At 57.6% G+C, this 14317-nt stretch carries 14 protein-coding genes; 7 read left to right on the forward strand and 7 right to left on the reverse strand.

What is annotated here, in order from left to right:
- Positions 1-100: 100 nt before the first annotated feature.
- Positions 101-1057 carry a LysR family transcriptional regulator gene (locus tag QEP11_RS08330; RefSeq protein WP_284336388.1) on the forward strand — a complete coding sequence of 319 codons (957 nt, stop codon included), beginning with the start codon at positions 101-103 and terminating at the stop codon, positions 1055-1057.
- Here QEP11_RS08330 and QEP11_RS08335 read toward each other — a convergent pair.
- A complete protein-coding gene (locus tag QEP11_RS08335) occupies positions 1022-1678 on the reverse strand; it encodes a hypothetical protein (RefSeq protein WP_284336173.1) in 657 nt (218 codons plus the stop codon). The genes QEP11_RS08330 and QEP11_RS08335 overlap by 36 nt on opposite strands.
- Positions 1679-1851: 173 nt before the next feature.
- Between QEP11_RS08335 and QEP11_RS08340 the strand changes: the two genes are divergently transcribed.
- Together QEP11_RS08340 and QEP11_RS08345 are read left to right on the forward strand one after the other, a co-directional pair.
- On the forward strand, positions 1852-2706 hold the full coding sequence (locus QEP11_RS08340) for a metallophosphoesterase (protein WP_284336174.1): 855 nt from the start codon (positions 1852-1854) through the stop codon (positions 2704-2706).
- A gap of 104 nt (positions 2707-2810) precedes the next feature.
- Entirely contained in the window at positions 2811-3236 is a 426-nt protein-coding gene (locus QEP11_RS08345; protein WP_284336175.1) for a universal stress protein, read from the forward strand.
- 105 nt (positions 3237-3341) lie between these two features.
- Here QEP11_RS08345 and QEP11_RS08350 read toward each other — a convergent pair whose 3' ends face one another.
- The 3 genes from QEP11_RS08350 to QEP11_RS08360 all read right to left on the reverse strand — a co-directional run bounded on the left by QEP11_RS08350 (position 3342) and on the right by QEP11_RS08360 (position 6767).
- On the reverse strand, positions 3342-4595 hold the full coding sequence (locus QEP11_RS08350) for an ATP-binding protein (RefSeq protein WP_284336176.1): 1254 nt from the start codon (positions 4593-4595) through the stop codon (positions 3342-3344).
- Positions 4596-5324 carry a response regulator transcription factor gene (locus QEP11_RS08355; protein ID WP_284336177.1) on the reverse strand — a complete coding sequence of 243 codons (729 nt, stop codon included), beginning with the start codon at positions 5322-5324 and terminating at the stop codon, positions 4596-4598.
- Positions 5325-5420: 96 nt separating this feature from the next.
- The gene (locus tag QEP11_RS08360) at positions 5421-6767 is read right to left on the reverse strand and encodes an AmpG family muropeptide MFS transporter (protein ID WP_284336178.1); all 1347 of its coding nucleotides are present in this window, start codon (positions 6765-6767) and stop codon (positions 5421-5423) included.
- 59 nt (positions 6768-6826) lie between these two features.
- On the opposite strand from QEP11_RS08360, the gene QEP11_RS08365 reads away from it, so the two are divergent.
- From QEP11_RS08365 to QEP11_RS08375, 3 genes are all read left to right on the forward strand, one after another.
- Positions 6827-7516: a helix-turn-helix domain-containing protein gene (locus QEP11_RS08365; protein WP_284336179.1), complete on the forward strand. Its 690-nt coding sequence runs from the start codon at positions 6827-6829 to the stop codon at positions 7514-7516.
- 80 nt (positions 7517-7596) lie between these two features.
- Entirely contained in the window at positions 7597-8496 is a 900-nt protein-coding gene (locus QEP11_RS08370) for a DMT family transporter (RefSeq protein ID WP_284336180.1), read from the forward strand.
- A gap of 51 nt (positions 8497-8547) precedes the next feature.
- Complete coding sequence (locus tag QEP11_RS08375) at positions 8548-9462, forward strand: M48 family metallopeptidase (protein WP_284336181.1); 915 nt, start codon at positions 8548-8550, stop codon at positions 9460-9462.
- Between the two features lie 96 nt (positions 9463-9558).
- Here QEP11_RS08375 and QEP11_RS08380 read toward each other — a convergent pair whose 3' ends face one another.
- Positions 9559-10197, reverse strand: coding sequence for an MBL fold metallo-hydrolase (locus QEP11_RS08380; protein ID WP_284336182.1), 639 nt, complete (start codon positions 10195-10197; stop codon positions 9559-9561).
- A 115-nt stretch (positions 10198-10312) separates the two neighbouring features.
- Positions 10313-10777 carry an azurin gene (gene azu, locus QEP11_RS08385; protein ID WP_284336183.1) on the reverse strand — a complete coding sequence of 155 codons (465 nt, stop codon included), beginning with the start codon at positions 10775-10777 and terminating at the stop codon, positions 10313-10315.
- A gap of 443 nt (positions 10778-11220) precedes the next feature.
- Here azu and QEP11_RS08390 point away from each other — a divergent pair, with 443 nt between their 5' ends.
- A complete protein-coding gene (locus tag QEP11_RS08390) occupies positions 11221-11724 on the forward strand; it encodes a flavin reductase family protein (RefSeq protein ID WP_284336184.1) in 504 nt (167 codons plus the stop codon).
- Between the two features lie 254 nt (positions 11725-11978).
- Here the strand turns inward: QEP11_RS08390 and QEP11_RS08395 are convergent, their stop codons facing one another.
- Positions 11979-14258 carry a TonB-dependent receptor gene (locus QEP11_RS08395; protein WP_284336185.1) on the reverse strand — a complete coding sequence of 760 codons (2280 nt, stop codon included), beginning with the start codon at positions 14256-14258 and terminating at the stop codon, positions 11979-11981.
- Positions 14259-14317: the final 59 nt, after the last annotated feature.

Genomic DNA, 14317 nt, shown 5'->3' on the forward strand with positions numbered 1-14317 from the left:
TAGCTGGTCTTGGCTGTAATACTAGGGTTATCCCTAAAACCTTTCAAATTTATATTTTGAATCTGGATCATTCACGGCAGTGATGTTCAAATGCCAGTCCATGACGCCTCTGGACTTTCGCCTGCTGGACCTCAATTTGCTGCGCGTGTTTGACACTGTCATGGCAGAAGGCAGTTTGACGCGCGCTGCAGATAAGTTGGCACTCACACAACCTGCTGTCAGCAATGCCATGCGACGCTTGCGCGATGCTCTGGGTGATGAACTGCTGGTACGCCAAGGCTACGGCGTGCAGCCCACTCCACGGGCATTGACCTTATGGCCCGTGGTACGTGAAGCACTGGGCAATTTGCAACAAAGTCTGGCTCCGGAAGTGTTTGACCCCGCTACCGCCAACCTCACCTTGGTACTGGCGATGGCTGATGCAACCGCAGGCACTCTGGTGCCCAATCTGGTGCCAATTCTGGAACGTGAAGCACCCAAACTTTCTATCCGCATCGTGCCACTGACCACACGCGATCCACGTGGGCTTTTGGATGCCGAAGCTGCAGACATGGCCGTTGGCCATTTTCCCGCCGTGCTGGCCGACCTGACCGCACGCGCCCAGTCTGGCACCTTGGTTCCGCATGAGCACCGCCGCCTGTACGACGGAGAGTACGTGGCCGTGATGCGCAAAAACCACCCGCTGGCGCTGATGCCACTGACGCTGGAGCACTACTGCGCAGCGCGCCACCTGCTGGTGAGCTTTTCGGGGCGCGCCTATGGCTTTATCGATGAGGCTTTGGCTGCACTGGGGCGAGAGCGCCACATTGTGCTGACCGTCAACCAATACACCACCGCAGCACGGGTGGTGAGCCAGTCGGATCTGGTCACCGTGTTACCCAAGCATTTCGTACCCATCACAGGCATACAGCAGCAATTGCAGGTACACCCGCTCCCGCTGGACGTGCAAGCCGTGCATGTGGATGCACTCTGGCACAAGCGTGGCCCCAACAGGGCCGCTTACGAATGGTTGCTCCACGCTTTAAACAGAGCGACGCTCAAGGCGTTCATGCAGTGAGTTACGGGCAAAGTGCAGTGTTTGCAAATAGTTGCCGCTGCGCCACTGGCGCATATGTTGCACCAGCAGCCACTGCGCCCACCACACTGCCAGATATGCCCAGCATTCAGCCACCTCCTCCATGGTCAAACGCACACCCTGCAGTTGCGACCACCACATCTTGCCAACATGGCCCTCAGCAGCAGCCGATAGCACCATAGCCAGAACAAACACCAACAAGCCTCCCCAAGGCAGGGCGTTTTCACGCTGGCAGCGCAGCAACACCTGGTGGAACAGGCGATAACGCATCACCCAAAACACGCAGAGCAACAACATGGCACAGCACATCCATGCAACCGCAGGTTTCCACATTAAAACGCTGGAGCTATAGCGCGGGCCACGCTCAGCATCCATCCCCAGCGGCTCCAGAAACACCGCGCCCCAGGCCAGCTCACGTCCCAACATGACCAGCCAGAACAAGGCCGCGATCCACCAAAACGAGGCCGTTTTCGGGCGATGTGCCTGCGCAGCCAGCAAAGCCACCAGCAGGCCAGCCAGCAATGTGAGTGTCTGGAAAATCTCCAAAGGCCCGTTTTCCCAACCCCATGTCAGCGGCAACCTGACCGCCAGGGCATAGCTCACGCACAAACCAAGCAACAATAATCTGCTACTGACTCTCGTATTCCCAAGGGTTCTTATCATCGAAAGACTTGCATTCGATAAGCAAGCAAAATCTTAAAGGGGAGCGATTCTAAAAATCACGCACCAAACACGTGCATGCAAGAGAATTCGTTTTGTGCTCACCCACCCGCACCATGAAACTCCAACTGCTCTCCGACCTTCACCTGGAAGTCCACCCTCACTATCAGGCCACCCCTGCCACTGACGCCGATGTACTGGTTCTGGCCGGAGACATAGGCTCTTATCAGGCAGGCAGTCTGCTTGAGGGTGAGTTGTTTGGGTTGGAGCGTTTCTCGCCCTTGCCCCAGTTTGCAGGCTGGCCCTGCCCGGTCCTTTTTGTACCGGGCAACCATGAATATGACATGCAGGACTGGGACGAGGCCCATGTGCGGCTACGCCGCGTATGTGACACGCTGGGCATCATCTGGCTGGAGCGCGAAAGCGTGGTGATCGATCAGGTGCGCTTTGCCGGAACCACTTTGTGGACTGATTTTGATGCCATCGCCTTGCTGGATGAGCAAGTGCAGGCGGGTGATATGGGTCGCTTGCTCAAACTGCGCGAAAAATCTTTTCGCGCAGCGAACTTCTATTTGCAAAAAACTGGTGGCACACGCCATGGCCGTCCTTTCCTGGCTGAGCCCATGCGTGAACAGGCCCTGACTTGCCAAGCCTGGCTGCGCGATGCACTGCAGCAACCTTTCGCGGGAAAAACAGTGGTAATCACTCACTTCGCTCCAAGCCTCCAAAGCAGTGATCCCCGCTATGGACTCGCTCCCGGAACGGCAGGCTTTTGCAATGCGCTTGATGACTTGCTGGCACACGCAGATCTGTGGCTACATGGGCACTTGCATGCTCCCAGCGATTATCAGGTGCAAGGCAAGCATGCAGATGGCGGCAATTGGCGCTGCCGGGTGGTCGCCAATCCGCTAGGCTATGCCCGTAAAAATGAACAGCTTTACTTTCAGCCTGCGGCATGCATCACCGTATGATTTCCATGCACCCACTGGATCAAGCCCTCAAAAACATGACTTAAGTCAAGACAACATGCGCTCCAGTGATTACGCTTAACGTTATCCAATTGGAGATATGTCCCATGAAAATCCTGCTCGCTGTCGACGGTAGCCCCTTCACAAAAAAAATGCTGGCGTATTTGTCCGCGCATGATGAATTGATCACCGCTGGTCGCCACGAATACACAGCTCTCACAGTTCAGCCAGCTCTGCCTCCCCGCGCACGTGCTGCGCTGAGCAAAGATATCGTGAACGAGTACTACGCAGATGAATCTGCCAAGGTCCTTGACCCTGTCAGCAAGTTCATGGCGCAAAGTGGTATCACGGTCAATGCACGCTCTGAGGTTGGTCCAGCGGGCGAAACCATCGCCAAGATTGCCGAAGAAGGCAAGTACGACCTGATCATCATGGGTACCCACGGTCACGGCTCACTGGGCAAGCTGGTGATGGGTTCGGTCTCCACCCAAGTGCTGGCCAATTGCTCTGTTCCCGTGCTGCTGATTCGCTAATCTCCGCACCCTTATAAAAAAAGCCGCAAGGAGTTCCTTGCGGCTTTTTTTGTCTGCCTTTGGCCTAGTGCACGCATCTGACATACACGTGCCCCATCCTGCGTCTTACCCCCAGCCGTGCAGCACCTGCGGCAAACGCAACTCAAAACACGCACCGGGCTGCCCATCCACGCGGTCTTTACAGACCACGCTGCCCCAGTGATGCTGGGCAATGCTGCGCACCAATGCCAGTCCCAGCCCCACGCCCCCGGAGCGCTCACTGGCACCGGGCAGGCGGTAAAACTTTTCGAAGATTCGCTCGCGTTGCTCCAGTGGAACCCCAGGGCCGTGGTCCTCCACGCGCACCACCGCCGTTGTGTCCTCGCGGCTAAGGGTCAACGTAACCTCACCCTGGCTGTAGCGCCGGGCATTCTCCAGCAGATTGCGCACAGCGCGACGCAAGAGTTTGGGCACGGCATTCACATCCATGGCCCCAACGTCATCCAGTATCAACTCCGCGTCAACACGAGCACACTCTTCTGCCGCCAAACCGATCAGATCGACCACTTCATTGCAACCTACATCCACATCGGGGGACTCCAGACGACTGGCCAACAAAATTTCGTCCACCAGTTGGTCCAACTCATTGATGTTGCGCTGAATCTCGGTTTTGGCTTTGGACACGGAAGCATCACCACCCATCAGCTCCAGGCCCATGCGAATGCGCGCCAGCGGTGAACGCAGTTCGTGCGAGGCATTGGCCAGCAACGATTTGTGCGATTGCACCAGATCTTCAATGCGGCTTGCTGCCGCGTTGAACTGACGGGCCAGATCCGCCACCTCATCCTTGCCTTCGGTAGGCACACGCACCGTCAAATCCCCTTCACCAAAGCGCTGGACGCCTCGTTGCAGGTTTTCCAGGCGCTTGAGCAAGCGACGGATGATGGGGAACACACCGATTGCCACCGCCACCCCCACCAGGCCCAACAGCCACAAAAAGCTGAACGGCGAGCGAATCCAAAATGCCCAGCCATGTCCAGGAGGGGCTGACGCATGCCGCCCACCAGAGCCGCCGCCCATGCGAGAACTCATTTCAAGATAGTAAGCACTGCCATCCTCGCTCTTGATTTCAAAACGTGGAACGTCGTTTTCGCCACGTCGGATACGCTCAAACGGCCCTTGCACCAAGACTTGACCATTGGCATCTGTCACGGTCATTTCACGCGCCATGGAGGTGGGAGATGCATTGTTGCGTGCATTGTGCTCTTCGGCCTGCTGCCAGGCCCAGCCTACCACCAGCGTCAGCACGGCCACGCCCCCCACTACCGCCAACCAGATACGCAGATACAGACGCTGAGAGAAAGCTTTGAACATGCGCAATCAGTCCTGCTGCTTGGCAAACACATAGCCCACACCACGCACCGTAAGAATGCGCTTGGGCGACTTGGCGTCCACCTCAATCGCTGCACGTATACGGCCCATGTGCACATCAATGGAGCGGTCAAATGCTTCCAGCTCACGCCCGCGAACCGCTTCCATGATCTGGTCACGCGTCAACACGCGGCCAGCACGTTCAGCCAGCGCCACCAGCAAGTCAAACTGGTAACTCGTCAGCTCCGCAACCTGGCCCGCCACGCTGACGGTGCGGGCATCGCGGTCAATCTCCAGGCTTCCAAAACGCATCACATTGGCTGCGGCAGGCACAGCAATCGCTGCCCCGTCATCACCACGGCGGCGCAAGATGGCGCGAATACGCGCCAGCAATTCGCGTGGCTCAAACGGTTTGGGCAGATAGTCGTCCGCACCAATCTCCAGTCCAATGACGCGATCCATGGGGTCTCCCTTGGCCGTCAGCATGAGCACTGGCACCTTGCCTGCAGGCCCTTGCATGGCGCGCAGGCGGCGGCACACCTCCAGCCCGTCCATGTCCGGCAGCATCAGGTCCAGAATCAGCAAGTCCGGCAGATTGCCGCTGTCTTGCAGATGTGCCAGCCCGCTGCTGGCATCGGCGCAGTGCACCACAGACAGGCTGTTTTGCCCCAGATAGTCGCTGACCATGCCGGCCAGGCGCACATCGTCTTCAATCATCAACAAGGTATGTGTGCTCATGGTGTCAGTGTAGAGAGGCTGTTTGTCTGCAACGTAAAGCCGGTGTAAACCAGCGTCGAATTTGAAATAGCGCAATCAATCGCAGCGGCGGCTGAGTCATTCCCCTTTGGCAACCATTTTGACCCTCGAAGCCACTGCCACCAAAATCAATACCGGCACGCCCAGGCATGCAGTACCCACAAAAAAAGGAACATAGCCATAGGCATCGACAAACTGGCCCGAAAAACCTGCCAGCCACTTGGGGGCCAGCACCATCATCGAGCTGAACAAGGCGTACTGCGTGGCTGAGTACTTCACATTCGTCAGGCTGGACAGGTAGGCAATGAACGCAGCCGAAGCAATCCCTCCGGCCAGATTGTCGGCGCTGACCACCATGGTCAAGCCCACCAGATCATGGCCACGTGTGGACAGCCATGCAAACAACAGATTGCTGGCCGCAGACAAGATGGCTCCCAGCATCAGCACGCGCATCACACCCCAGCGCATGGACATCACGCCTCCAATGAACGCTCCGAGCAAAGTCATCACGATGCCGAAAGCCTTGCTGACGGCAGCCACTTCGTCCTTGCTGAACCCCATGTCGACATAAAACGGATTGGCCATGATACCCATCACCACATCGCTGATGCGGTAGACCGCAATCAAGGCCAACACCAGCACAGCCTGCCAGCGATACCGGGTTAAAAATTCGGCAAAAGGAGCCACCAAGACACTGTACAGCCAATGCACGACACCTTTGACGGCTGGCAACGGTGTTTGCTGTGGCTCGCGCGAGCACAGTACTGTCACCACCCCCACCAGCATGCTCGCCGCCATCACACAGTACGCCACTTGCCAGGCACCATGCACATAACCCACGGCGGAACCTTGTGCACGGGCAGCAATCCACAAAACGCCTGCCCCGGCCCAGATCATGGCCAGGCGGTATCCAGTCTGATAGGTGGCTGCCAATGCCGCTTGCCGGTCCTGGTCAGCCGACTCGATGCGATAGGCGTCCAGTGCAATGTCCTGAGTAGCCGAGCCGAATGCCACCGCCACCGCACACCAGACCACGGGATGTATTGCAACAGCCGGGTCGTTCCATGCCATGCCCAGCAGACCCGCAATGATGGACAGCTGCGCCAGCAGCAACCAGCTGCGCCGACGCCCCAGTGCACGCGTCAGCCAAGGCAAGGGCATACGATCCACCAAAGGGGCCCACATCCATTTGAACGCATAGGCCAGCCCCACCCAGCTGAGGTAGCCAATGGTGCTGCGCTCAATACCCGCTTCGCGTAACCAAAATCCCAAAGTGCCCAGCAGCAGCAGCGGTGGCAGCCCAGCGGAAAACCCCAGGGCCAGCATACGCAGGCTGGCGGGCTCCAGATAGACCTTCAAAGTGGCGCCCCAAGATCGGCGGGGCACGGAAACGGCAGAGGTTGTGGCGGAGGATTCTTCAGACATGGTGCTGTGCAAAAAGCGTTGCCCCATTATCACCAGCGCAGCTACCATCACAGTCCATCATGCAAAGCCCCCGCCCTTCTGTTACTGTTGATTGCAGTGTTCGCCATTACAGCGGCGAGCACGCTGCGCATGTACATGATGGACACGCCCAGGTGCTGTATGCATTGTCAGGGCGCATGGAACTGGAAGTGGACGGGCACAGCAGCTTCGTCGATACGGCGTGCGGACTGCTGATTCCTGCAGGTAGCCGCCATGGCTATCTCGCCCCACCGGGGGCTCAAATGCTGGTGCTGGATGTGCTTGGCCCCCATCAGCGTGATTTGGAAAAGCTGCGTCGCTTTCAAGTCCCTGCAAGCGCACGCTGCGCCCCGCATCTGCTTGCTCCTGAAGCACGCTTGCACCTGCTGCTTCAATCGCCGACATGGCTGGCACGCCGCAGCGTGAATGTGCAAGTCATTGAACAACAGGTCCGCAGCACGCTGCATACGGACTGGCCTACAGCACGCATGGCCGCGCTGTCGCACCTGAGCCCACAGCGCTTCCACGCGCGCTGGCTGGAACTGACTGGCCATACCCCGCAACAGTGGCTGCGCCAGCTGCGCCTGGACGAAGCAGAGCGCCAACTGGCCCGGGGACGCAGCCTCAGCGCCTGCGCAACCGCCTGTGGCTATGCCACCGCCAGCGCGCTGGCCTATGCCTTGCGGCGCGACCGCGACACGGGTGCACGCCAATTGCGCCAGTCACGTTAAAGGCTAGGCCTTGGCCTTCTGCCCCACACAATGCGTGTTTCTCGACATTTGCTGCGGCCAAAGCTGTCAGCATTTCTGACATGCCGCACTCCTCATCTTCCACGCACGGCGTTGTGCTTGTACTTTTGGCCGCAGTCCTGTGGGGCACCACAGGAACCGCCCACAGTTTTGCCCCCGAAGGCATGTCCGCATTCTGGGTTGGTGCGCTGCGACTGGTCATGGCTGGCACATTTTTCGTGCTGCTTGGTCGCTTGCTGCGCCAAAGCACACCCAAACATACAGCACCACTGAACTGGTCGCGCGTGCTCCTTTGCGCACTGAGCATGGTGACCTACAACATGGCTTTTTTCGCTGGTTTGCAACACACCGGCGTGGGACTTGGAACAGCTGTGGCCATTGGTTCCAGCCCCGTCTGGGCAGGCTTGCTGCAAGCTGTGCTTCAACGCCGATGGCCCAGTGCCTTGTGGTGGCTGGGGACCTCCATAGGTGTGGCTGGCGGCTTCATCATGACAGTGGGGAAAGGGTCTGACATGGATGGATCCATGACCGGACTGCTGCTGTGTCTGCTGGCGGGTTTTGCTTACGGTGCCTACGCGGTCATCAGCCAGCCTCTGGTTCTGCAATCGGGAGTCACACGCGTGAATGCCTGGGTTTTTTTCAGCGCCGCTCTGATGGCCTTGCCCATTGCCGCCCTGCTGGGTGGAACACCCCATACCAGCCCGCAAGGCTGGGCCGTGGTGATCTACCTTGGCGTGGTCGCCACCGGAGTGGCCTATCTGTTGTTTTCTGCGGGCCTGCGCAGCATTTCCGCCGCCACCAGTGTGGCGCTGAGCAAATTTGAACCGATTACAGCTTTTGTGCTGTCGATACTGATCGTGGGTGAACGCCCTGGGTGGCTGGCCTTCGCAGGTTTGGGCTTGGTGCTTCTGGGTCTATGGCTGGTGGTGCACAGCGAAATGCGACAAAACCGACAACACTAGGTCACGAGCAGCTTCTACACTCGGACGCATTGAAGATGGAGTCAGACCACCATGCGCCCCAATCAACCCCAGACCGCACACACCGACGATTCGCTCAACATCGCCTGCTGGTGCGGTAGCTCCCACACCGCCGGTGCCGCCCACAGCCTGTGGCAAGCACGCCGCGCTTTCTTGCAGCTAGGCGGCCTGGCAGCGACCGCAACGGCCTTGCCTGCATGGGCCCAGGTTCAGGTAGGCGAGGCTTCACGCCTGCGCCATCTGATTCCCGCTGAAGAGCTGGAGCAAGCAGCATCCCAGCAATACACCGAGCTGATCCAGCAAGCGCACTCACAAGGGGCTTTGGTGGCCAACAACGACGCCCAGACGCAGCGCTTGCACCGCATCGCCAAATCCCTGATCCCTTACACACCAGCATGGAACGAACGCGCCAGTGACTGGAAATGGGCGGTGGCCTTGATTCGCAGCGACGATGTGAATGCTTTTTGCATGCCCGGAGGCAAGATTGCCTTTTTCACCGGCATCATCCAGAAATTGAAGCTCAGTGATGATGAGATCGCCATGGTCATGGGGCACGAAATGGCCCATGCGCTGCGTGAGCACTCGCGTGAGCAGCTGGCCAAGAACTCCGCTACCAGTATTGGCATATCGCTCGGTGCGCAACTCCTGGGACTAGGTGATGTTGGCAACTATGCTGCGCGCCTGGGTGGCCAGTTGCTCAGCCTGCGCTTTAGCCGCAACGATGAAAGCGATGCGGACTTGGTCGGCCTGGAAATTGCTGCACGAGCGGGCTACAAGCCTCAGGCTGCCGTGATGCTGTGGGAAAAAATGGGGAACGCCACTGGCAGCAATGCGAATGGCTTGTCCTTTTTGTCCACCCACCCCAGCGGGCCTGATCGCATCCGGGAACTACAGCGCAATGTGCCTTTGGTGCAAGGCCTCTACGAAGCGGCACGGCGTTCACGGTAAGCCAGCAGAACACTTTTCAACCAAACCACCCTTTTCTGCCCAGCTTTGGCAAAATCAATAGCGGCTTGCATGGGGCTGAAAAGCCTTTTTCAAACCTCAGGTGTTGCCCACATAGGGGTTCGCCTTGCGCTCGCGCCCAAAGCTGCTTTCAGGGCCGTGACCAGGAATGAACACGGTGTCATCGCCCATGGGCCACAGGCGTTGCACGATGGAGTCGATCAGCTGCTGGTGATTGCCTTGGGGAAAATCAGTGCGGCCAATGCTTCCCGCAAACAGCACATCACCCACAAAACAGCGCTCAATTTGCGGTGCATGAAACACCACATGACCCGGTGTATGCCCAGGTGTATGGCGCACATTCAATACTTCCTGCCCGATGCGCACCGTGTCACCATCTTGCAACCAGCGCGTGGGCTCAAAAGACTGCGCCTCGGGAAAACCGAACATGGCACCTTGCTGCGGCAAGCCTTCAATCCAGAAGCGATCGCCTTCATTGGGACCGATGATTTCCAGCGGCAGCTTGCTTGCCAGCTCCGCCACCCCCCCTGCGTGATCAATGTGGGCATGCGTAAGCCAGATGGCTTTGAGGTTCAGACCCAGACGCTCCACCTCCCATTCAATGGTTTCAAGGTCTCCGCCAGGATCAATGACCGCCGCATCCATGGTTTGGTCGCACCACACCAAAGAACAATTTTGCTGAAAGGCTGTCACGGGAACGGTCTGATATTGGAGCATGGGGGCGATCGTTGATGTAAGAAATCCAAATATTGTGGCGGAAGCTGACCACAATAAAAAAAGCCTTGTGTGTCAAAGGCACACAAGGCTTGGCATCAATGCTGCAAGCAAGCAGTTAGCTGCCTAGCTTGAGTGCACCTCGCATGATGAAGGAGTGGCCGGGGAAAGAGCAGAAATAGGTGTAGTCCGTTCCTGCCTTGAGCTTAGAGACATCGATATCCACCGAAGTGCTCTCGCCACCACCCACCATCTTGGAGTGTGCAATCACACGTGTGTCGCCTGGCTTCACGTAGTCGGCGGCCGCGCCAGCCTTCATGCCATCAGCAGCCGTGGCGTTCGAATCAGCAGTTGTCGTCAGCACAATGTTGTGGCCCATCGCGGATTTGGGCATCTTGCCAACGTGCTTCAAGTTCATGGTGAACTTGCTGCATGCCTTGGGCACTTCAACACTCTTGATGTTGTACTGCATCTGGTCATTGCCCTCAATGGTGATAGCACAATCCGCTGCCAGAGCCGGAATGGAGAAAGCACCAGTGGTCAACAAGGCCAGCGTCATCAAACTCTTCTTCACGATCAACATCCTTTGGAATGGTTGGAGGAAAGGCTGTGGTTTCACAGCACTGCAATCAACGTCTATTCTCAAATAAAAACTATTAAATTGGTGTCTTTTTCCAATTACGCATTTCAAAGTGGTCTATTTCACCATGATCCTTTGACAACTATCAAAATACACAGCACGCGTTCAGACCGCAAGCTTTTTGTGTGTTCACTTTTCCGGCCTGAGCGCTCGGAATTCAGAAGCCCTTGCTTTGAGAACAGCGAACAAACCCAAGCGTGCTGCTCTCAAACTATACAAACCATGCTCGCCTTCTGTATCCGAGGCGACAGGCCCGGTTGAATACGAGCAGTTGCGCCCCCGTCCCAAGCGCCTGTAGCAGCTAGCATTCGCTGCAGTATTAGCCCCACCCACACATTGCTGCACACCGCTTTGCATAATTTCAGTTCCACTTAGACTTGCCTGTTGTGAATACCTCCACCCTTGCGGCACCGGTGTGCCCGCCAGCTTTTACCGAACGAGACTTCCGCAATGCCCTGGGGCAGTTTGCTACGGGGGTGACGGTGGTCACCACCGTAGATGTACAAGGCCGCCCCGTGGGCATGACCGTGAGTTCCTTCAACTCTGTTTCCCTGGAGCCTGCTCTGGTGCTGTGGAGCATTGCGCGCACTTCCGGCTGCTATCCTGCTTTCGAGCAGGCGCCTTACTACGCGATCCATGTGCTGGCCAGCCACCACCGAGATTTGGCTTACCAATTCGCACAGCGCGGCATCGACCGCTTTGCCAATGTTCATTGGCAGGCCAACACACACGGCGTGCCGCTACTGGAAGACACTTTGGCGACCTTTGAATGCCGTGCGCGCAGCCAGTATGCCGAGGGCGATCACCTCATCATGGTGGGAGAAGTGCTGGCTTGCCGCCACGCCGCGCATGCAGGCCCGCTGCTCTATCATGGAGGGCAGATGCGCTAAAGCAAATTTCGCGCACCTATAAAGAAACCGCAGCCCTTACACAAGGCACTGCGGTTTTTTATCGGCAACGGTGGTCATGAAAGCCATAAGGAGGACCGCGGGCACGCGCATCACGCCCAGCGCTTGGTCCAACTCCTCCGTTGCATACGACAGCAGGGGCTGCCAGATATGCAACTTCTTCGCTACGTGAGTCTTCCGCTGCAAGCACGAACGGGTCTCAGACTTGCAGCTTCACTGGAATGTCATGAACCCCGTCAGAAATCCATCGCTGCGGAGAGCAAGAAGGTACGGGGCGCCCCCAGCCCCAGGCTTGTGAAGTGGGGCTTGGCCCAATATGCCTTGTTACCTACGTTGGTGACGGAGGCTCGCAACGTCAGCGGATAGCCTGTGAGCTTGGTGACATAGCGCGCACCAACATCGAACACGGTACGCCCTGGTATCGACAAGGAATTGTCAGAGCTGAGGTATTGCTTGGATGCCGAGCTTGCATTGGCCGTCAGGGTCAAACCTTGTGCTGCGGGTACATCCCATTCAGCACCCAGCTTGGCCTGCCATTTTGGCAAGCCCGTCGCCTGCTTACCTTCATCGGCAGCTGCAGCGGCTTTCACCACCTCGGCATCTGAGTAGGCAATTCCGCCCATCAGTCGCACGCCCTGCACAGGCGAGCCAAAGAATCCCCATTCCACCCCCCTGTTGCGCTGCTCTCCACCAAACGAGAATACGTTGGTGATTGGGTTGGTGTAGCTGCTTGGACGCTTGATTTCATACACGCTGAGGGTATGGGCGAAATCACCAAGGTCGAACTTGACGCCCACTTCCTTTTGCCGGGTCTTGTAAGGCGCAAAAACCTCACCGGCATTGGCCACCGTATTGGGGGCCATGGCCCCCTGGCTCAAGCCCTCGATGTAGTTGCCGTATATGGATATCTGGTCCGTCGCCTTGAGCACAAGCGCGACGGCTGGGGTCGTGGCGCTTTGCTTGTAGCGATGGCCCATGCGTGCGCCTGTCATGCTGTTAAAGCTGTCGTTGATCACTTCCTGGTGACGCACACCCAGGGTCAGCTGAATCCGGTCCTTGGCAAAAGACAGCGTGTCCGCGACGCCAATACTGCTCAAGCGTGTATCGGTACGGGTGAGTGCAGGAATATTGCCAGGACGTGGCGCTGCAGGGCCCCAGACCGGGTTGTAGATATTGGACACCCAGGGCTTGGGCAGAACGTTTCTGAACCCTCGGAGAACATATTCCTCATCGTAGTACGTGGCGTTGATGGCGTACTGATGACCAACCGCTCCCGTGCGTGCCTTGCCCTGCAGGCCGACTTCCGCTGATTTGCGCTCCATCCTGTCTGACACGCCGCTGAAGTTGGTCCGGAAGTCTCCCGCTTCATTGAACACTTGGCCCACACCCATGATGGTGTCGATTTCTGACTTGCTGGTGCCCGCGGCGACATAGGCCATCAGCTGATCAGTCAGATCGACTTCGCCGCGCACCATGGCACCTTTGTCCATGCTGTCGTAGTAGGCCCAAGGGGGATTCCACGAAGAAGCATCTGGCTTTGGCGGCTTGGGAACAGCAAGACCGGGCACGAGTGTCAGGCCTCGCGTCATTCCATACACGCGATCCTTGGTCTGGAACAAATCTGCGGACACCCGCACGCCATCACCCCGCCAATCCATGCCAAGGGAAGCCAGCGTAACTTTCTTGTCCTGCTTGTTGATGGCCGTGTCGCCATCCCGATAAGCGCCGTTGAAGCGGATACCAAACTGCTTGTTCTCACCAAAGCGACGACCCAGGTCTAAATGACCACCAAAATGCGAATCAGACATGTAGCTGGCGGTGAGCCGTGTCAAAGGTTCATTTCCCGCGCGCTTGGAAACCAGGTTCACCGCACCACCAGCCGACCCCTTTGGCGGCATTCCATTGAGCAAGGCTGAAGGGCCTTTGAGCACGTCAACACGCTCATACATCTCTGGGAGATTTCGGTGATACCCCCCCATGCCAGCCAGACCGTTGACAGTCACATCGGCTACGGCGGATGCAAGCCCACGGATTGAATACGTCTCCAGGCTCTCGCCGGGAACGCCGCCCATGAATACCGTTGGATCAGTCTTGGAGATCACTTCCTGGATGTCACCAGCCTGCAGATCTTCCATGTATTTTTCGGTGTAAGTGATGGTGGAAAAAGGCGTTTCCATGAAGTCTTTTTCACCAAGAAGCCCCATGCGAGCGCCAGAGCTCACTTGTCCACCGGAGTATGTGGGCGCGGTCGTTGCTTCCTTGACCACCACCGACGGAAGTGTCGCCTCCTCACCTGCGGGCAACGGAGATGCTGGTTTCCCGCCAGCAGCATTTGTTGTGTCATGCGTCTGCGCCAGTGCCGGTTGCACCGCAGCAGTCAAAGCAGCAAATGCCAGCCCGGACAGCACGGCGCTGCGCACTGCCAATGTGATTCGGTTAGGAATGAAGCCAAAGTTTGAGGGCATTGGCTGCCGTGAGAATCGCACGGTGGGTTGAGTCGAATGGGGTTTGGCCATGCGATGCTCCTTTCAGTTGAAATTTGGGTGGCTCTCGCCACAGGTCACAGGTGAAAAAA

This window comes from Comamonas halotolerans (assembly GCF_030162935.1).
Classification (GTDB): domain Bacteria; phylum Pseudomonadota; class Gammaproteobacteria; order Burkholderiales; family Burkholderiaceae_C; genus Comamonas; species Comamonas halotolerans.